This is a genomic window from Bradyrhizobium huanghuaihaiense, from assembly GCF_025200885.1.
GTDB lineage: Bacteria > Pseudomonadota > Alphaproteobacteria > Rhizobiales > Xanthobacteraceae > Bradyrhizobium > Bradyrhizobium huanghuaihaiense.
On record NZ_CP104172.1, the window covers coordinates 3,677,567 to 3,697,158 of the forward strand.

19 protein-coding genes are annotated in these 19,592 nt (G+C 64.4%); 8 read left to right on the top strand and 11 right to left on the bottom strand.

The features are described from left to right. Positions 1–2: 2 nt before the first annotated feature. From N2603_RS17430 to N2603_RS17445, 4 genes are read right to left on the bottom strand one after another with little or no spacing between them, the layout of a single operon-like run. Positions 3–881 (bottom strand): ABC transporter permease, encoded by an 879-nt coding sequence (locus N2603_RS17430; protein WP_018647069.1) that lies wholly within the window; start codon positions 879–881, stop codon positions 3–5. A gap of 2 nt (positions 882–883) precedes the next feature. Further along, the gene (locus tag N2603_RS17435) at positions 884–1,843 is read right to left on the bottom strand and encodes an ABC transporter permease (RefSeq protein WP_260389746.1); all 960 of its coding nucleotides are present in this window, start codon (positions 1,841–1,843) and stop codon (positions 884–886) included. A 4-nt stretch (positions 1,844–1,847) separates the two neighbouring features. Continuing rightward, the gene (locus N2603_RS17440) at positions 1,848–3,137 is read right to left on the bottom strand and encodes an ABC transporter substrate-binding protein (RefSeq protein WP_026312631.1); all 1,290 of its coding nucleotides are present in this window, start codon (positions 3,135–3,137) and stop codon (positions 1,848–1,850) included. A gap of 42 nt (positions 3,138–3,179) precedes the next feature. Further along, entirely contained in the window at positions 3,180–4,166 is a 987-nt protein-coding gene (locus N2603_RS17445; protein ID WP_260389747.1) for an ABC transporter ATP-binding protein, read from the bottom strand. Positions 4,167–4,423: 257 nt separating this feature from the next. Here N2603_RS17445 and N2603_RS17450 point away from each other — a divergent pair, with 257 nt between their 5' ends. Then, on the top strand, positions 4,424–5,131 hold the full coding sequence (locus N2603_RS17450) for a GntR family transcriptional regulator (protein WP_260389748.1): 708 nt from the start codon (positions 4,424–4,426) through the stop codon (positions 5,129–5,131). Between the two features lie 41 nt (positions 5,132–5,172). Here the strand turns inward: N2603_RS17450 and N2603_RS17455 are convergent, their stop codons facing one another. Beyond that, a complete protein-coding gene (locus N2603_RS17455) occupies positions 5,173–6,159 on the bottom strand; it encodes a Bug family tripartite tricarboxylate transporter substrate binding protein (RefSeq protein WP_260389749.1) in 987 nt (328 codons plus the stop codon). 174 nt (positions 6,160–6,333) lie between these two features. Beyond that, the gene (locus tag N2603_RS17460) at positions 6,334–6,537 is read right to left on the bottom strand and encodes a hypothetical protein (protein ID WP_018647075.1); all 204 of its coding nucleotides are present in this window, start codon (positions 6,535–6,537) and stop codon (positions 6,334–6,336) included. 409 nt (positions 6,538–6,946) lie between these two features. On the opposite strand from N2603_RS17460, the gene N2603_RS17465 reads away from it, so the two are divergent. Further along, positions 6,947–8,251, top strand: coding sequence for a metal-dependent hydrolase family protein (locus tag N2603_RS17465; protein WP_482151231.1), 1,305 nt, complete (start codon positions 6,947–6,949; stop codon positions 8,249–8,251). 462 nt (positions 8,252–8,713) lie between these two features. Then, the gene (locus N2603_RS17470; protein ID WP_260389751.1) at positions 8,714–10,477 is read left to right on the top strand and encodes a CYTH and CHAD domain-containing protein; all 1,764 of its coding nucleotides are present in this window, start codon (positions 8,714–8,716) and stop codon (positions 10,475–10,477) included. A 118-nt stretch (positions 10,478–10,595) separates the two neighbouring features. Here N2603_RS17470 and N2603_RS17475 read toward each other — a convergent pair whose 3' ends face one another. The 4 genes from N2603_RS17475 to N2603_RS17490 form a co-directional block, all read right to left on the bottom strand. Continuing rightward, positions 10,596–11,222, bottom strand: coding sequence for a transglutaminase-like cysteine peptidase (locus tag N2603_RS17475; RefSeq protein WP_260389752.1), 627 nt, complete (start codon positions 11,220–11,222; stop codon positions 10,596–10,598). Positions 11,223–11,552: 330 nt separating this feature from the next. Then, positions 11,553–12,164: a PilZ domain-containing protein gene (locus tag N2603_RS17480; RefSeq protein WP_026312634.1), complete on the bottom strand. Its 612-nt coding sequence runs from the start codon at positions 12,162–12,164 to the stop codon at positions 11,553–11,555. 133 nt (positions 12,165–12,297) lie between these two features. After that, positions 12,298–13,488, bottom strand: a complete 1,191-nt coding sequence (locus N2603_RS17485; protein WP_260424212.1) for an MFS transporter — start codon at positions 13,486–13,488, stop codon at positions 12,298–12,300. Between the two features lie 205 nt (positions 13,489–13,693). After that, on the bottom strand, positions 13,694–14,173 hold the full coding sequence (locus N2603_RS17490; RefSeq protein WP_145831413.1) for a GNAT family N-acetyltransferase: 480 nt from the start codon (positions 14,171–14,173) through the stop codon (positions 13,694–13,696). Between the two features lie 165 nt (positions 14,174–14,338). On the opposite strand from N2603_RS17490, the gene N2603_RS17495 reads away from it, so the two are divergent. The 3 genes from N2603_RS17495 (at position 14,339) to N2603_RS17505 (ending at position 16,639) form a co-directional block, all read left to right on the top strand. Beyond that, entirely contained in the window at positions 14,339–15,490 is a 1,152-nt protein-coding gene (locus N2603_RS17495; protein WP_260389753.1) for a zinc-binding dehydrogenase, read from the top strand. Positions 15,491–15,599: 109 nt separating this feature from the next. Beyond that, a complete protein-coding gene (locus N2603_RS17500; protein ID WP_260389754.1) occupies positions 15,600–16,022 on the top strand; it encodes a VOC family protein in 423 nt (140 codons plus the stop codon). Between the two features lie 104 nt (positions 16,023–16,126). Further along, positions 16,127–16,639, top strand: a complete 513-nt coding sequence (locus N2603_RS17505; protein WP_026312637.1) for a hypothetical protein — start codon at positions 16,127–16,129, stop codon at positions 16,637–16,639. A 22-nt stretch (positions 16,640–16,661) separates the two neighbouring features. On the opposite strand, the gene N2603_RS17510 is transcribed toward N2603_RS17505, so the two are convergent. Continuing rightward, positions 16,662–17,015: a cupin domain-containing protein gene (locus N2603_RS17510; RefSeq protein ID WP_260389755.1), complete on the bottom strand. Its 354-nt coding sequence runs from the start codon at positions 17,013–17,015 to the stop codon at positions 16,662–16,664. A gap of 100 nt (positions 17,016–17,115) precedes the next feature. On the opposite strand from N2603_RS17510, the gene N2603_RS17515 reads away from it, so the two are divergent. After that, positions 17,116–17,283: a hypothetical protein gene (locus tag N2603_RS17515; protein WP_018647083.1), complete on the top strand. Its 168-nt coding sequence runs from the start codon at positions 17,116–17,118 to the stop codon at positions 17,281–17,283. 288 nt (positions 17,284–17,571) lie between these two features. Continuing rightward, a complete protein-coding gene (locus N2603_RS17520; RefSeq protein WP_260389756.1) occupies positions 17,572–19,515 on the top strand; it encodes a DEAD/DEAH box helicase in 1,944 nt (647 codons plus the stop codon). The last annotated feature ends 77 nt before the right edge of the window (positions 19,516–19,592 follow it).

Below are 19,592 nucleotides of genomic sequence, written 5' to 3' on the forward strand. Positions count from 1 at the left end.
GATCAGACGAGCCCTTTGCCGGCGTCCGAGCCCTTGGCCGCCTGCCGCTTGTTGAGCACGTGGATGGTGCCGAGCGCAAGCGTGATCACGGTGAACGAGACCGCCGAGATCACGGTGCCGAGCGCATAGATGTCGGGGTTGGTCACGGTGGTGGTGAGGCCCTGGAGATCGAGCGGCAACGTGTTTACCGCCCCGATCGCCTGGCTGGAGCGCGCCAGTTCGTCCCAGGACAGCGTGAAGCCGAACAGGCCGATACCGATCACCGAGGGCAGGATGATCGGCAGCACGACATGGCGGAAGGTCTGCCACGGCGTCGCCCCGAGATCGCGCGCGGCTTCTTCCAGGCGCGGGTCGAAGCGGTTGAAGATCGCGAACATGATCAAGAGCCCGAACGGCAGCGTCCAGGTCAGGTGCGCGCCGAGCCCTGATGTGAGCAGGCCCATCGAGGTCTCGAAATTCTCGTTCCAATGCGCCTTGATCAGATCGTCGATGATGCGGAATTCCAGGGAGATGCCGAGCGAGGTGATGATCGAGGGCACGATCAAGCTCGCGATCGCCGAATAGAACAGGATGCTCTGCGCCTTGAATTTTCTGCGGAAGGCCATGCCGGCGGCGACCGACAGCACGACGGTGACGATCATCACGATGACGCCGAGCAGCAGCGAGCGGCGGAAGGCCGCGCCGAGATCGACGATGCCGGTGCCCTGGAACAGTTTTGCGATCCAGAAGGTCGATACGCCGTTCATCGGGAAGGTGAGGCCGCCCTGCGGCCCCTGGAACGACAGCACGTAGATCGCGATCATCGGCCCGTAGAGAAACAGCACATAGGCCGCGAAGAAGACCGCGAGCACGTAGAAAGAGCGCGGACGTCCTTCCTTCATGCTCAGAGCTCCTTCTTGATGTCGACGATGCGCGACATCATGGTGATGATCAGGAAGGTGATCGCGAGCAGGATCACGGCGTTGGCCGCGGCGGCGGGGAACTGCAGCGCGTTGACCCGCGTCTCGATGATCTTGCCGGCAGCCGCAATCTGCTGGCCGCCCATCACGCCGATGGTGATGAAGTCGCCCATCACGATGGTGATGACGAAAATCGAGCCGATCACGATGCCGGGCTTGGCGAGCGGAATGACGACGTTGACGAGGGTCTGGAAGCCCGTGGCGCCGGCGTCATAGGCGGCCTCGATCAGCGACTTGTCGATGCGCACCATCGAGTTGAAGATCGGCACCACCATGAAGAAAGTGAAGAGGTGCACCAGCGCCAGCACCACGGAGAATTCCGAGAACAACAGCCATTCCAGCGGATGGTTGATCAAGCCTGTCTTGACCAGGCCGGAATTGACGAGGCCGTTGCGGCCGAGCAGCGGGATCCAGGCGATCATGCGGATGACGTTGGAGGTCCAGAACGGGATCGTGCAGAGCAGCGACAATCCCATCTGCCATGTCTTCGACTTGACGTGGAAGGCGAGGAAATAGGCGACCCAGAAGCCGATGAAGAGGGTGATGGCCCAGACCATGAAGCAGAGCTTCAACGTCATCAGATAGGTCTTGCCGATCGTGCAGAGCTCGGGAAGCTGCGCGATGCAGCCTTCGAACGTGTCGGTGTAGCCGCGGCCCGAGAAGGCCGGCAGCAACTGGTATTCGTTGTAGTCCCAGAAGGACACGATGACGACGAACACCAGCGGGATCAGGAAGAAGGCGAGGAACACCAGCATCATCGGCCCGGCCTGGAGCCAGGAGATGAAGGACGGCGACAGGCGCGCCGCTTTCGCGGCGCGCTTCGTCTCCGATCCCCGGACGAGGTCCGGGGGGGCCTGATGCAGGATGTCCTCTGACGTGTCCATCAATTTAGGCCGCGATGAACTCGTTCCACTTGCGGACCATGTAGTCGTTCTCGTCCATCACGGCGTTCCAGCAGGCGACGCCGCCCATGCGGTCCTCGTAGGAGCCGCCGTCACGCACCGCGCCTGCCTTCTCCAGCAGCGAGCCGTCGGGCGCCTTGATGTCCTTTTCGGCCGGCTTGCCTTCCATCCAGTACGCCCACTCGTAGGGCTCCATGTGCGCCTTCGCGGTGGAGAGCACGGCGGAGTAGTAGCCCTGGCGGTTGAGATAGGCGCCGGCATAGCCGGACAGGAACCAGTTCACGAACTCATAAGCCCATTCGAGCTTGGCACCCGACACGCCCTTGGAGACGCAGAAGCCCGACGCCCAGGAGCGATAGCCTTCCTTGAGCGGCTGGAAGGTGCAGGGGATGCCCATCGAGCGCACCTTCGTGACCGCCGGCGACCACATCGACTGGATCACCGTCTCGCCTGATGCCATCAGGTTGACGCTCTCGTTAAAATCCTTCCAGAAGGCGCGGAACTGGCCGGCCTTCTTTGCCTCGGTCATCACCTTCATGGTGAGATCGATCTCTTCCTTGGTCATGTTGCCCTTGTCGGCATATTTGTATTTGCCGGTCGCTTCCACGACCATCGCGGCATCCATGATGCCGATCGAGGGGATGTTGAGGATCGAGGCCTTGCCCTTGAACTCGGGGTTGAGCAGCTCGGCCCAAGTGCTGATCGGCCGCTTGATCAGGTCGGGGCGGATGCCGAGCGTGTCGGCGTTGTAGACGGTCGGGATCAGCGTGACGAATTCGGTCGCCGACGTCGCGAACTTCTTGGAGTCCTTGCCTTCGAGATAGAGCACCTTCCAGGGTGCAGTGCCCTGGCCGCCGATCTTCTTGCCGCCGGGCGTCTCGCCCTTGGTGAAGACCGGCGTGATGTTGTCGAATTCCTTGATCTTCTTGGCGTCGAGGGCAAGGATGTTGCCCGACGGCACCAGCTTCTTCAGCGAGAAATATTCGGTGTCCAGCACGTCGAAGGAGTTCGGCTGGGTCATCACGCGCTTGGTGACGTCGTCGGTGGTGGCGGTGATGTATTCGATCTTGATGCCGGTATCCTTCAGGCACTGCTTGGAGATGTCGTCGCCCTCGTTCACGGCGGTGCCGAGATAGCGCAGCACCTTCGCGTCGGCCGACTTCACATAGGGAAAACCGGTGATGGCGCCGGAGCCGGCGGCAAGGCCGGCGAGACCCGCGGTGCCCTTGAGCAGCGTGCGGCGGCTGACGCCCTTTGTCCTGGTGGTCTCGGTCATATCAGTCACTCCTCTGTTGCGCATTCCAGTGATCGATCGGCGCTATTGCAGGCGCTGCGCCTTGGCGGGATCCCAGGTTGCCAGCACCCGATCGCCCGGACGGAACGGGTGAACGTCGAAGGTGGCTTCCGGAACGTGGGAGAACAGGGCGGTGCCGTCGTCGAGCGTGAGCGAGACGGCGATGTAGGAGCCCTGGTACTCGGTCTGGGTCAGCAGCGCCGGCGCGCCGAATGCGCCGTCGGCGAACGGCACGATGCCGAGCTGATCGGCGCGCACGGCGATGAGGTTACCGGCGTCGCTGAGGACGTTATGGCCGCCGATGAAGCGCGCCACGAATTCGGTGCGGGGATGATGGAAGATGTCGCGGGCGGCGCCCTGCTGCTCGATCTTGCCGTGGTTCATCACCACGATGTGGTCGGCGAGCGCCATCGCCTCTTCCTGGCCGTGGGTGACCTGGATGAAGCTGATGCCGAGCTCGCGCTGCAGCCGCTTCAATTCGCCGCGCATCTTCACCCGCAGGAACGGATCGAGCGCGGACAGCGGCTCGTCGAGCAGCAGGATCTGCGGCTCGGTGATCAGCGCGCGGGCGAGCGCCACCCGCTGCTGCTGGCCGCCGGAGAGCTGCGCCGGGAGCCGGCCCGCATAGGGGCTCATGGCGACGAGCTCCAGGAGGTCGCCGGCGCGCTTGTGGCGGGTCGGCTTGTCGATACCGCGCATTTTCAGGGCGAAGGCGACATTGTCGAGCACGGAGAGATGCGGAAACAGCGCGTAGGACTGGAACATCATCGCCGTGCCGCGCTTGGCGGGCTCGAGGTCGGTGACGTTCTGCGCGCCCAGGATGATGTCGCCCGCGCTGACCGCCTCGTGCCCGGCGATCATGCGCAGGGTCGACGTCTTGCCGCAGCCGGAGGGGCCGAGCAGGCAGCAATAGGTCCCGGCCGGGATCTTCAGGTTGACGGTATCGACCGCCAGCGTCGTGTCGTAGCGCTTGGTGACGGCGACCAGTTCGAGAGCGGCGGGAGTGGCCATGGCGTGTCCAAGAGGAGGGCGGTGCTTCCCGCCTCTCTCCGCAAGGTCCGTGCCAACAGGCCTCAGTCGGCAAAATCCCCAAACTGTGCAGCGGAGTCAGATCGTTAGATCGAATCCGGCGTATCCGGGCTGCCCGCCGCCTGCGCAGTCATCTGCACACAAAACGGGCGAAGATTGTATAAAGTTTCGCCTGTGATTGGATACAGGTCGTCGACTAACATTCGAGGCCGAACGTTCGCCGATCGAGCCTCACACCCATGGCCGCCAAGACCCGCCAAAAACCCGACGCGCCAGACGCGAGCGATCGCGTCAGCCGTATCAGGGAGGGTGTGACCGCGGCGATCCTCGAGCACCGTCTGCTGCCGGGCACCAAGCTCGGCGAGGACGAGATCGGTGAGATCTATGGTGCGAGCCGTACGCTGGTGCGTACCGCGCTGCAGCAGCTCGCGCATGAGGGCATCGTCAATATCGAGAAGAATCGCGGCGCCTTCGTCGCGCGCCCGACGCCAGCCGATGCCCGCGAAGTGTTCGAGGCGCGCCGCCTGATCGAGCCCACTATCGTCGACCACGCGATCGACGCGGTCTCACCGGCCTGGCTCGATCGGCTCGGCCAGCATCTTGCCGAGGAGCGCGAAGCGGAATTGCGCGGCGACGCGCGCGCCTCGGTCCGCCTCTCCGGCGAGTTTCATCGGCTCGTCGCCGAGATGAGCGGCCACAGCATCTATCTCGGTTTCCTCAAGGAGCTGATCGCGCGCTCCTCGCTCATCATCCTGCTCTACCGCCGCCACGACACGCCGGCCTGCGGCACCGACCACCACGCCGGCATCGTCAGCGCGATCCGCAAGCGCGACAAGCAGGCTGCCCGCGCGCAGATGCTGTCGCATCTGAACGAGATTGAAGCCGAGCTGTTCCTGAAGGATCCCGCCGCCGACGAGCTGCGGCTCGCCGACGTGCTGGGCGCGTAAGCGCAACGAGGCGTCCGGCACGCGGGAGCTGGGCCCGAATCCTATTGCGGCTCCAATCCGAGATTCTTGATCGACTCGAGCCAGACCGGCCCTTCCTTTTCGTACAGCGCAATCGAGGATGGGCGGTCCATCGCCGGTGAGTCGACCCCGAAGGCGTCGAGCAGCTTCTGCACACGCTCCGTCTTGCCGCCTTCGACCATCAGCCTGGCCAGCAGTTCGATCCGGTCTGTTGGCGTGGCAGCGGGCGCCACCAAGGTCGTAAAGCTGGTGAGCTGAAAGACATTCCCGTTGACCCCTTGCTCGATGAACGTCCTGGTCTCGGGCAGCTTCTTCATGCGCACCGGTGTCGGCACCGCAATTGCGCGGCCGACGCCGGTATCGAGGACCGGAAGCGCGGCCTGATAGCTGCCGACCGCCACCTGGATGACCCCGGCTGCAAAATCCTGCCACATCGGCGCCTCGCCGCGGTAATGCACGATGGAAATGTCGAGGCCGTATTGCCGGTTGAGCTCGGCAACCGCAATGTGCGCGAACGAGCCGATGCCATACGTCCCGGCCGTGACCTTGTTGCGACGCGCATACGTCACGAGCTCTTCCAGCGTCTTTGCACCGGTCGCCGTATGGGCCACCAGCGGCAGGTGTCCGGAAGGCGTCACCGCGACGATCGCGAAATCCTTGTCCGGATCATAGGCCAGCGATTTCAGCAGCAGCCTGTTGCCGAGCAGGGTGGACGAGATCGTGTACATCAGCGTGTAGCCGTCCGCCGGGGAATCCTTCACTGATTGCGCCGCCAGCGCACCGCTGGCCCCGGTTTTGTTTTCGACGATGACCGGCTGGCCGAGTTTCTGCGAAATGTGCTCCCCATAGGCGCGGGCGAACGCATCGGTGATACCGCCTGCCGGCGTGGAGACGACGATCTTGATTGCACGGGTCGGCCAGGCGTCGGCCCAAGCCGTTTCTGCCGCGGCCAGCGTCAGGCACGCAATTGCAGCAGCCACGGCGCCGCCAATTCTGGCAGATATCAACACATCGTCCTCCCTTTTTTGCTCTACGTCGTTGGGCGGCGATCAGCCGCCGCAACGAGGTGTCACACGAGCAAATGAGGAGGTCAACAAACGGAAATATCGTTTCATCTCGCGGAATAATTGTCCCGCCGGATCATGCCCGGACGTGCAGGGAGCGTAGTTGCATCGCGCCGCCGGCTACGAAGGTCGTTCGTTTCGCCTGACGATCTTCAGCACGAGCAGGCCGGCTCCAACGATCAGCAACAACACGCCGACCAAAGTCGTGCCGCCGGATTCGAACGTCACGCCGACGGCCGTCAGCAGGCATCCCAGTATGATCGCGACGAGTCCGCCGAGCTTCTTGGCCAGCAGAACGTGGCCATCACTTGTTTGCGCCACCATGTTACGCCTCTTCTTTTTTCCGATGCTACAGACCTTCGCGAGCCCCCTCCTGCCCGGTGTCTCAAGTCGCGTAGACCGCGCGGGATCGTACTCCTGATCGAGGCAGTGGCAATCTATCGTTGCGGGCACGCCCGAGGCGGTTTCTCCACTTTGATTTGAGTTCGACGCGAGTGCGGCAGTCACACTTACCATTCGTCCATGGAACTCGATGCCGACGCCTCACGCGTCGTGTCGTATGGCTGATTTGCAAAATCTCCCCGTGGTTGCAAATTGACTTGATGCGGTTTGCAGGCATCAATCCGCAGGCGCGTCGCACGCCAGCGCGGCTGGTGTCCGGCAACTTGCGTGGAGGTTGGACATGTGGGGTTTGACCACGCCGGCCGGGCTCTTCAGAGCCGCCGCACTGCTCATGTCGGTTGGAACGAGCATCTGTCTTCCGTCGCAAGCACGGGCCCAGCAGGACTCCGCCGTTCTGTTCCGCAACGTCCGGATCTTCGACGGAAAGAACGGTGTGCTCTCGGCCTCCTCCAATGTCCTCGTCAGGGACAGGAAGATCGAGAAGATTTCGACCGCGAACATCACGGCTGATGCTCAGGTCATCGACGGCGGCGGACGCGTGCTGATGCCGGGGCTGATTGATGCGCATTGGCACGCGATGCTGGTGCGTCCGACGCCGGCCGCGGCTCTCGGCGACGTCGGCTACAACAATCTGCTCGCCGGCAGTGAGGCGACGGCGACGCTTATGCGCGGCTTCACCACGGTGCGTGACATGGGCGGGCCCACTTTCGGCCTCAAGCGGGCGATTGACGAGGACCTCGTCGCCGGTCCGCGCATCTATCCCTCCGGTGCCATCATCACCGTCACCAGCGGCCATGGCGACTTCCGGCAGCTCACCGATCTGCCGCGAACGCTCGGCGGCATGCTCAGCCGCATGGAACTGGTCGGAGGCAGCATGGTCGCCGACAGTCCCGACGAGGTGCGCGTTCGCGCGCGCGAGCAGCTGATGCAGGGCGCTGCGCAGGTCAAGCTCACGGCCGGCGGCGGCGTCGCCTCGCCCTTCAGCCCGCTCGATGTCTCCACCTTCACCGAGCCCGAGCTGCGCGCGGCCGTCGAAGCCGCCGACAATTGGGGAACTTACGTTGCCACGCACGCCTATACGCCGGTGGCGATCCAGCGCTCGGTCGCGGCCGGCGTCAGGTGCATCGAGCATGGTCACCTCATGGACGAGGCGAGCGCGAAGCTGATTGCGGAGAAGGGCGTCTGGCTCAGCACACAGCCATTCCTTGATCTCTCCGGTGCCGCGGCGCTCGGACCATCGGAGCAGGACAAGATGCGACAGGTGGTTGCCGGCACGGACCGCGTCTACGCGCTGGCGAAGAAGTACAAGATCAAGACCGCGTTCGGCACCGACGTGCTGTTCTCGAAGGCGCTGGCCGACAAGCAGGGCTCGATGCTGGCCGCGCTGACGCGCTGGTACACGCCGGCCGAGGCGCTGGCGATGGCAACGTCGGCGAACGCGGAGTTGCTGAGCCTGTCGGGCCTGCGCAATCCCTATCCCGGCAAGCTCGGCGTGGTAGAGGAGGGCGCGCTGGCCGATCTCCTGCTCGTCGACGGCAATCCGCTCGACAACATCGCCCTCGTCGAAGATCCCGCGAAGAATTTCGTCGTGATCATGAAGGGCGGCAAGATCTACAGGAACATCGTGCCGCGCTGACGCGCATCGCGTGGTGCGATCTGGCGAATTGAAACGCTTCTAGCCCCGATCGTCGGGAACCGGCCTTTCGCGCAGCGAACCCTTTGCGACGTCCGGGACCGCGGCAGGCCGCGCGGGGCTCGTCGCAACAGGGCTTGTCACAATTCCGGGGCCGTCATCGGCGGCGTGACTTCTAAGCGTCTCCAGAACCAGAAAGAATTTCTCGGCAAGCATGAGTCAATCTCGCTGACGCGTTCATCTCGCTTTCGAGAACGGCGAGATTCGCTATCGAATTCGATCACTTACTACGCGTCGCGGCAATTTAATTCGTCGCGCTCAGCGAATTATGACAATCCTCGTCGATAACTGCCGTGCGGCACGTGCATGTGGACCATGACACGCCGCGACGTAACGTGACTATTCCTCGCGAGCCGCACCGGTTATATGCTGGCGCTCTGTCATAGAACTGTCATGTCACCGGAAATGTTAAAATCAGACGCGACGTCGGCTCGCAAAACCATGAGCGTGCCGGACGGGAATCCTGTCCCGAAGGATGGTAAGCGAACGCAAGTCATTGCCGGCTTCCTCAGGCAGCGTGACGCAGCCGAGTCTGGCGCGGAACCTGCGATTGTCGAGGGCGCTGTGATTGATCAGACGCCGTCGCAAGACGCAACGCCTGCACCGGGGCCGACCCCGTCGAACGCTGCGGCGCGTCCGGCCGGCGAAATCGAGCTCAAGCTTCTCATCGATGCAGATCGTATGGCCCATTTCAGCGCTGCGCCGGTCATCGCGGCGAACGCACGCAACAAGGGCACGAAAAAACGTCTCAAGTCCGTCTATTACGACACGCCCGAGCGGACACTTCGTCGCGCCGGGCTGAGCTTGCGCGTTCGCCAGAGCGGCACGCGCTTCGTCCAGACCGTGAAGACCGACGCCGCCGACGATCCGCTGCGCCGCGGCGAGTGGGAGGCGAGCGTGCCATCGCTGGCGCCCGATCTCGCTTTGGCATTGCCATTCATCCCGGAGAAGCTGCGCAGCCATCTCGGCGCGCAGCCGCTGGAAGCGATCTTCACGGCCGACATTCATCGGCGCACGCGCATTGTCGACCTGCCGTCCGGCACGGTCGAGATCGCCTTCGACCAGGGCGAGCTGACGGCCGGCGACCGGTCGCAGCCGGTGAGCGAGATCGAGCTGGAGCTCAAGAGCGGCAGCGCGAGCACGATCTACGAGATCGCGCTGCGGCTTGCGGAGCATGGCGCGGTGAAGCCGTCGATCCGCAGCAAGTCCGCGCGTGGCTTCGAGTTGACTGCGGACAAGGCGCCGTCGGCGCGCCGGCCGGGCAAGGTTCGCCTCGATCCGTCCGTCACGCTCGACGAGGCCTTCGCGACGATCCTGCGCTCGTGCTTCCTCCATCTGCTGCAATCGCTGCCGGCGGCCGAGGACGGCCGCAATCCGGAAGGCGTGCATCAGCTGCGTGTCTCGCTGCGCCGGCTACGCTCGGCGCTCGACCTGATGCGATCGGCCGGCGCGCTCTCTAATCTCGATTCGCTGCGGTCGGAAGCCAGATGGCTGGCGCAAGACCTGTCCGCTGCGCGCGACTGGGACGTGTTCCAGCTCGACACCTTGCCGACGATTGCAAGAGCCTGTCCTTCGGTCGCCGGCTTCGATGCGCTGGAGCGGGTCGCAGCGCAGCGTCAGTCGGAGGCCTATCGCAAGGCGCACCTTGCGCTCGATGATCGCCGCTGCGCCGTCTTCCTGATCAGCCTCGGCGGCTGGATCGAGACGCGCGGCTGGCGCAACGACGTCGCGCCCGAAGATCTCGGCCGGCTTGCCGAGCCCGCCGTCAATTTCGCCCGGCGTGTCTTGTCGGAGCAGCACGCCAAGGTGCTCAAGCGCGGCCGCCGCTTCCGATCGCTCACAGTCGACGAGGTGCACCGGGTGCGGCTCGCGGCCAAACGCCTGCGCTATCTCAGCGAGTTCCTGCTGCCGCTGTTTGCCGATCGCAAGTCCGCGCGAAAATTCGCCCGCAGGCTCGCCGGCCTGCAGGAGGAGCTCGGCGCGTTCAACGACATGGCGGTGACGGCCTCATTGCTCGACGGGCTCGGTTCTGAAGATCGCGACAGCGCCGTTGCAGCGGCCGCGATCACCGGCTGGCAGGCGCGTGCATCGATCGGCGCGCACCGGTCCTTGCAGGACAGCTGGCGGGACTTCACTGCCGCGCGCGTGCCCTGGTCGTCGCAGGGCTGATCGCGTGTTCCCAAAAAAGTTGCGGCCAGCCATTGGGGGATGGCTGGCCGCGCGCGAACCGGTCTGGGACGGGGAGGGGTGGGGATGTGACCGGGTCGCGTAACCTGTTGTCTCGTTCCTACTGATCCTTTGCGCTGGCGGTGGAGACCGCCGGCCTGGTATCGCCCAGCGAGACCCAGACGTTGGGATCGCTCTGCGACTGGCGCTTGACGAAGCGGTAGCCGGTCTCCGTCCAGGCCACGACGTTCTCGTTCTGATTGTCGAGAACGAACTCGCCCTTGTCGGTCTTCACCGTCAGCACCGCGTGGCCTTCGCCCTTCTTGTCACGCACGACGGTGATGAGCAGGGCCTCGCGCGGCCAGCCGGCATCCATCAGCATCTTGCGCTTCAACAGCACGTAGTCTTCACAGTCGCCGTAGCCGTCCGAAGGCAGCGACCACCTCTCGATCACGCCCCAGTGCTCCTGGTCGGTCAAAGGCTTGACGGTCTCGTTGACCCAGCGATTGACCTTGACGAGGTCGCGCCATGCCGTCTGCGACATCACGATGTCGCGCGGCTGCGTCGGCCCGCCCTGGCACTGCGCGGCATTGTCCGCACAGAACTCGACCCAGCCGATCGGCGCACGCGTGGTGTCGCCGAGGCTCGCGTAGAGCAGACGGCCTTCGCCGGCCTGCACCGTCGCGCTGATCCCGAAGAGCATGGCGGCGATCGCCAGTCCCTTCCCCTGTCCCCTGAAATCAAACATTGCGGCCCCCGTTTCTTGTTGGGACCACATTTCGCACGGAGCTTTTGAGTTGCCGCTAAGTCGACCAAGTCAAGTCGAGACGAATACAAGTAAAACGCGCGGCGAATTCGATCTATACTTGAATAGAATTCGCGTAAAATTGGAGATTACTGCAATTGATTCAAACTTTATCGATTAACGCGGAAACGCTGGCGGAACCGCCGTTTCGGCGCGCAACCGGCCCGGTGTTAACCCGCGCTAGGCCCGTCACAACGCATGAAAAAGGCGGCGTCCGTGTCAGGGAGGCCGCCTTCAGGGCTGGAAAATCAGTGGTTTTGCCGCGATTGCGCTTTACCGCGCGGTAACGCTCTCTTCGAGTGTCTCCGCCGGCTGCTCGTGCATGAACTCGAGCGCGAAGCCGTCTTCGAGGTTTCGGACCACGCGGCCCTGGACCCGGCCGAGCAAAACCGTCGATTTCAGCGGCGGGCGGTTCTCCGCGGCAATGGCCGCGCCCGACAGCGAGAGGTCGATGATGCGGCAGGTCATCTTGGTGCCGTCCTCGAGCGTCAACACCGCGATCGGGTTGCGCGGCACGATACGGTCATGGCGGCGGTCCTCCGGCAGGTTGAGGATGTCGCGGTTGGCGAGCCAAGTGAGCTGTGCGGCGAGCTTGTCGCGTTTCCTGGGCGTCGCCCCGATCGTCATGGCAAAGCCATTGTCGATGATACGGGTGATCTTGCCCTCGACGCGGCCGATATGGTCGAGATAGGCGACCACGCGGTCGCCGACATTGCCGATGCCGGGGGCGAGCAAGGCAAGGCCGCCCGGCGACATGTTGATCACCTGGCAGGGGAATTCACGGCGGTCCGGCAGCATATAGCGGCCGAGCAGGTGCACCTTCACCCGCTGGAAACGCCGACGCTCCTCGGCGGCCGGAAGAAATTTTTTGTTCGCCAACGCCATTTTCAACACCCGACCCCCCGCCCGGGCGGAGTCCGGCACGACCCTAAGGTGCATAGGGTTAATGCCGCGTTAGGATCGGGCGCGCCGGTTACGGACAGACACAATCGAAAAGCCACATCCCGAGGGGAACCGGTCAAGCCGTCCGTGCCTCCCGCCGATACAGCAGGAACAGCAGCGTCAGCAGCACGGCGGCCGACAGCCCGAGCGACCAGTGGATGCCGATCGCGGCGCCGAACACACCGACGGTGATGCCGCTGAAGGCCCGCATGCCCAGCCCGGCCATATTATAAAGGCCGACGACGCGGCCGCGGATATCGTGCGGCGCGTTCAGCTGCACCAGCGCTTGCGCCATGGTGTTGAACGACAGCTCGAAGAAGCCGGCGAAGAACAGCAGCACGATCGCGACTGGGTAGATCCGCACCGCGGCGAAGCCGAGCAGCGCCACGCTCCAGAGCATTGCCAGCGTGATCGCGGTGCGCGGCGTGCCCTTGAGGCGTCCCCAGGATTCCAGCGCGATGCCGGCGAGCAGCGCGCCGGCCGCATCCGCCGCGAGCAGCACGCTGTAGGAAACGCCAGGATCGCCATGGCCGAGATCGCCGGCGAAGCCCGGCATCTGGGCGTGATAGGCATTGCCGATCATGAACGAGGTGAGGCCGGCAAGCCACGTCATCGCCGTCAGCACCGGCTGCGTGCCAATGGCGCGGATGGTGAGCACGACGTCGGCAAGGCCGCGCACGGCGAAGCGTCGCGCAGCCAGGCTCTTGTCCCGCACCGGGGCCCAGAACAGCCAGAGCAGCATCGGCAGATAGAACAGCGTGTTGAAGATGATGCCGTGCGAGGGGCCGAGCGTCAGCATGATGATTCCGCCCACCGCAGGCCCGACCAGGATGCCGAGATAGCGCGCCATCGCGTTCAGCCGCACCGCGCTCGGCAAGTCGGCGGGGCCGACGAGGTCGTAGAGCAGCAGCTGGTTCGGCGTCTGCCACAGCACGCCGGCGCAGCCATGGATCACCAGCAGCAGCATCGCGTGCCACATCTGGATCGTGTCGGTCAGGAAGAAGAAGCCCCATCCGGCGGAAGCGACGATGAACAGCAGCATCCCGCACTGGATGATGCGGCGCGGATCGAACCGGTCGGCCAGCCCCCCGACGGCGACCGAGAACAGCAAGAACGGCAGCCAGTGCGACAGCACGGCAAAGCCGCCCAGCGTCGGCGAATGGAATTTCTGGAACACCACCCAATAGCTGATCACATGCTCGATATTGTCGGCCATCATCGCCAGCACATAGGCCGTGAATTGGAGACGATACGGCACCGACCTCATCGCCGCGAACGAGCCGGACGCGACCACGGGATTTTGGGGGAGGGGGTTCAAGCGGGCACCTGGGTGGGACTGTTCGGGCCTTACACGTTCGCCGGCCGGTGCTCAAGACACTTGGGTGTGTGTCCCGTAGCCCGGATGAGCGAAGCGACATCCGGGGCCGCTGTTTCCCGCATGTCGCTTCGCTCATGCGGGCTACGAACCGGTCTTACCCCAGCGACTTCACGTAAACCGCATACGGCACACCCAGAATATCCGGCGCCTCGCCAATCCTCGCAAATCCCATGCGCAGATACATCGGCAGCGCGACCGTCATGATCGGCGTCGTGTGCAGGGCGATCGCCTGCGACTGGTCGCGCTCGGCGCGGCGCAGGCATTCCTCCGTCAATTGCCGGCCGATGCCCTTGCCGCGCGCAGCTGGGTCGACCACCAGCATGCGGATGACGGGCCAGGCCGGATCGAAGAATTCCGGCTTCGGCGCTTGCGCGCCGATATAGGCGACCGCGCCGACGATCCGGCCGCCGTCTTCGGCAACGATGATCTCGCCTGTCTTGGCAAGCAGCGGCATCTTCGCGACGTTGGCCGTGAACAGTGGCCAGTCGGAGAAGTGCGGCTCGAATTCGGCGAATGCGGCCAGCGCGACGCGTGTGATGGCTTCGGCATCCGCCGGCTGATAATCGCGCAGCATTGGCGTTGTCCTTGTAGCCCGGATGAGCGGAGCGATATCCGGGGCCGCTGTTCCCGCATATCGCTACGCTCATGCGGGCTACGCTTGGCACGACCGCGCATCTCACATACGCTTCGTCTCAGCCCGCACCATCAATCATAACAGACGGGCACCGAGGAAACAGCCATGCAACAGATCCGCGTCTGCACCCACGCAGGCCCCGGCAGCGAGCCCGTCATCCGCACCGTGCCGTGGCCGAAGGTCGGCCGCAAGGCCGCGCTGATCAAGGTCGGCGCCTGCGGGGTCTGCGGCACCGACCTGCATATCCTCAAGGGACACTGGCCGAAGCCGCTGCCATGGCCGTTCACGCTCGGCCACGAGCTCGGCGGTGTCATCGTCGAATGCGGCGACGAGTTCACCGAGGACTTCATGAGCAAGCCGCTGACCGTCGGCTCGAAGGTGATGATCCCGCCGCTGATGCCGTGCGGGCGCTGCTACTACTGCATCCATTATCCCCAGACCGCGAACAAATGCCTGACGCCGGTCTATTACGGCCGCTATCTCGGCTTCGACAAGGCGCCGCACATGTGGGGCGGCTGGGCCGAATATGTTTATGTCGATCTCGAGATGCTGCCGGGCACCAAGATCTACAAGCTGCCCGACGACATGTCGCTGCGCCTCGGCGCGCTGTCCGAGCCGCTGACCTCCTGCATCCGGGCCTTCAACCGTGCCACGCGCGCCGGCGGATTCAGCTGGGGTGACACCGTGGTGATCCAGGGCTCGGGCCCGATCGGTATTCTCGCGGTCGCCGCCGCCAAGGAGATGGGGGCAGGGCGCGTGATCTGCGTCGGCGCGCCGGAGGAGCCGCGGCTCAAGCTCGCGCGCGAGTTCGGCGCGGAGGCGACCGTGAACATCGAGGAGCTCAAGTCGCCGCAGGACCGCATCGATCGCGTGCGGAAAATCGTCGGCGGCTTCGGCGCCGATCTCGTGATGGATTGCTCGGGCCATCCCACGGCCGGCCCCGAAGGCATCGAGATGCTGCGCGACGGCGGCACCTATGTCGAGATGGGCCAGTTCACCGACGCCGGCTCGATCGACACCTCATGGCACCGCATCTGCACCAAGGACCTCAACGTGCTGGGATCCTGGGGCTTTACCGGCAACGATCTGCCGCTCGGCGTCGACATGCTCTACCGCACGCGTGACAAATATCCGTGGCTGAAGATGCAGACGATCTACCCGTTCACCGAAGAGGGTGTCGCGCAGGCAGTGAAGGACGCGATGGCGATGAAGACGGTGAAGTCGACCATCGTGCCGTGGCCGGAGCTGGTGGAGTGAGGGCGTGTAGCCCGGATGAGCGAAGCGACATCCGGGACCTTTCAAAGACTTTCCCGCATATCGCTTCGCTCATGCGGGCTACGAGGCGGAGTTCGGAATAAGGCACGAAATGTCAAACGCACAGACTACCGATCCGGCCCGGCACTCACCCTTCAACGCCATCCGTGCGATCGACTACACCGTCATCTTCGTGCGCGACATGGCCGCGATGCGCCGCTTCTACGAAGACATCCTCGCCTTTCCACTCTCGCGCGAGCTCTCGTCGAACTGGATCGAGTACGCCCTGGGCAGAAATACCCTGGCTCTGGCAAAACCGAGCCGGACCGCGTCCGATCCGCCGATCCCGGCAGGGAGCGCCTCGCTGCAACTGGCCTTCAAGGTCTCTGCAGCCGAGGTCGATCAATGCGCCGACGAGCTCGTGCGGCAGGGTGTGGCGCTGCTCTCGCCGCCGACAAACCAGTCCTTCGGACATCGCACGCTGTTCTTTCGCGACCCTGACGGCAATCTTCTGGAGGTCTATGCGGAGATCTGAGCGGGAGCCGACGCCCAAAAAGTTCCATCCGATATCCCCGAACTATTCACGCCGAGGTGAAACTTAGGCCCAAGTTCCGGCTTTCATTTCGCGGGAGAGGTGCCGTGAAACGAGTCCTGAAACCGGTTACTTACGTCCTGGCTGCGATCTACTTCCTGGTGGATGCGGTCTTCATGGCCGTGGCAAGGCCCATTGCGCGCTGGATCGGGCGGCATTTCGAATTCAGGCGATTGCGCGGCTGGATCAGATCGCTGCCGCCGTATCCCTCGCTCGCCCTGTTTTCCGTACCCGTCATCATTCTGGAGCCGATCAAGCCCTTGGCAGCCTACCTCGCTGCGACCGGTCAGTTCGTGAGCGGTGCGGCGACATTCATCGTCGGCGAATTGCTCAAACTGGTGCTGGTCGAGCGCCTGTTTCATCTCACGCGCGACAAGCTGATGCGAATTCCCGCTTTTGCCTGGGGTTACGGAAAATACGCCGCGGCGAAGGCGTGGCTGCAGGCGACCGAAGCCTGGCGCGCCATCCGGGCCCTGGCCCGCGCGGCCAAGGACACTGTTGTACGCGCAAAAGCCAGGCTGGTCGGCAGCTTCAGCAAGCTGGCCGCCTCCAGGGATTAGGCCGCGCCAGGCCCGTTGCTCGCTATGCGAGCTTGCGCGCTGCCGCGGTCGCCTTGTCGCCGGTGTTCGGTGTGCCGGTCGGCTCAATCAGCATGAGATGAACCTCCTCGCGGGCCACCGGACGATGCTCGACACCCTTGGGCACGACGTAGAGCTCGCCCGGACCGAGCGTCACCGTGCGATCGCGCAGTTCGATGTCGAGACTGCCCTTCAGGACCAGGAAGAAATCGTCGGTGTCATCGTGCTTGTGCCAGGTGAACTCGCCCTTCACCTTCACCACCATCACGTCGCAATCGTTGAAGGTCGTGATCGTGCGCGGCGACCAATAATCCCCAAAGGTCGCGAGCTTGTCGGCAAGCGATATTCCGTCGGCCATGTGTCCTCCAGTTTGTTTTCAGTGAGGCACGATTTGGGATCGAAGATCCGACGCGGCAAGGGCTCGCAGCCGGTCAATCGCGGGCTTGGCTAGCACTTCGATGGCCATCACCTTGCAGCAGAGCGTGCAGTCGCCGCAGGTGCGTTTGATGGAGGACGTCACGCGGTCATTCCCGACAGTGCTTCAACATCGTCATTGCGAGCGCAGCGAAGCAATCCAGAATCTTTCCGCGGTGGCAGTCTGGATTGCTTCGCTGCGCTCGCAATGACGGAGTTTATGGCATCGGAATCCATCTCTCTCGTGTCCCGGGCGCGGCAAGGGGCCAGATGCGGCTGCACCCAAGGTTAATGGAGGTGGCCGCAAAAATCCGCTGCAACCTTCAGGCGCGGCTCTCTCCGGAAAGCCATGCATCAAAGGCATGGTGATTCGGCAGCACTTGGCGTAAAGAGCCCCCAATCAAATCGCCAGCGTGCGGCCAGGCCCATTGCCGCGCACGCCAGCTCAGGACCGCCGGTGTCATCGTTCCGCGCCTGAATTAACCAAGGTTTCCCATCCCGTGTCTCTTCCGGCCCTGACCCCGCCGCTCGCCCACGCTTTGGCCGAGCGGAACTATGATTCACTGACCCCTGTCCAGCTCGCCGTGCTCGCCCACGAAGCCACCAGCCGCGACCTTCTGGTCTCGGCCCAGACCGGCTCCGGCAAGACTGTCGCCTATGGATTGGCGATTGCCAAAAATCTTCTCGATGATGCCGAGCAGTTCGAGCAGGCCGGTGCGCCGCTCGCCCTGATCGTCGCGCCGACCCGCGAGCTCGCCCTTCAGGTTCAGCGCGAGCTGGCCTGGCTGTATGGCCATGCAGGCGGGCGCGTCGTCTCCTGTGTCGGCGGTATGGATCCGCGGCGCGAGCAGCGCGAGCTCGCCGCCGGCGCGCACATCGTGGTCGGCACGCCCGGGCGTCTGTGCGATCATTTGCGGCGCGGCCGGCTCGACATTTCCGAACTCGCCGCCGTCGTGCTCGACGAGGCCGACGAGATGCTCAATCTCGGCTTTCGCGAGGACATGGAGTTCATCCTCGAGACCACGCCGGAGACGCGCCGCACCCTGCTGTTCTCGGCGACATTTCCGCGCGGCATCGTCGCGCTCGCGAAGCAGTATCAGCGCGACGCTTTCCGGATCGAGGTCGCCGGCGACGAAGGCGGTCATGCCGATATCGAGTATCGGGCGATCCGCATCGCGCCCGCCGATGCCGAGCACGCGGTCGTCAACGTGCTGCGCTTCTATGAGGCGCCGAGCGCGCTGGTGTTTTGCAGCACGCGCGATCACGTCAGGCATTTGCAGGCGGCGCTCTTGGAGCGCGGTTTTGCCGTGGTCGCCCTGTCGGGCGAGCTGACGCAGAACGAGCGCACCCTGGCGCTGCAGTCGCTGCGCGACGGTCGCGCCCGCGTCTGTGTCGCGACCGACGTTGCCGCCCGCGGCATCGATCTGCCGAGCCTCGACCTCGTCATCCATGCCGATTTGCCCAACGACGCCGAGGTGATGCAGCATCGCTCGGGCCGCACTGGGCGCGCGGGCCGGAAGGGGACGAGCGTCCTGCTGGTGCCGCCCGCGCGGCGGCGGCGTGCGGAGCTGCTGCTGAACCTCTCGGGCATCGACGCCGAGTGGGGCACGGCGCCCCAGGCCGATGAAATCCGCAAGCTCGATCACGAGCGCATGAAGGACGTGCTGTTCACCGAGGAGACGGCTCCCGACGATCTGGCCTTGGCGCAGGCGCTATTGGCCGAGCGATCGGCCGAGGACATCGCCGCGGCGCTGGCGCGGCTGTATCGCGCGCGCCTGCCGTCGCCCGAAGACATCATCGATCCCGGCGAGCGGACCGGCCGGCCGCGCGACGACCGCGGTCGCGACAGGTTTGAAGGCGGTGACGATCGTCCCGCCAAGCCTCGGGCGAAGTCCGGAAAGGCCTCGGCGAAGCACGCCATGGCGGAGGGCAGCGTCTGGTTCCGCGCCGCGATCGGGCGGCGCAAGAATGCGGAGGCGCGCTGGCTGCTGCCGATGATCTGCCGCCGCGGCGGCATCGACAAGCGCGACATCGGCGCCATCAAGATCATGGACACCACCACCGAGTTCGAGATTTCCGAGCGGGTCGCGGAGTCCTTTGCCGCGAAGGTCAAGCGTCCGGACAAGGAGGACAGCATCCGCATCGAGCCGATGGCGGAGGCGCCGCAGCGAGAAGAGCGTTCGGAGGAGCGATCACACGCGCCTCGGCGTGAGCGTGGCGACAGCGACCATCGTGAGCGTCGCGACGACCGCGTGCGTGAGGCCGGCGGATTCAAGCCGCGGGACAAGGGGCACGGCGAGCGCAAGCCGAAATTCGACGAGGCTCCGTCGTTCGGAAAGAGAAAGAAACACAAGAACAAGCCGGGCCACGCCGAGCCTTCGGTCACGCCTTGGCCGGTGAAGGGCGCGCCGGGAAAGAAGCCAAAGAAGAAGCGTCGGGGCTGAACGTCAGTCTGACAGCACTGGTATGAGCAATGCCGCCGGATCGCTCCGGCGGCATCACTTTATAGATCAGGTGTGAG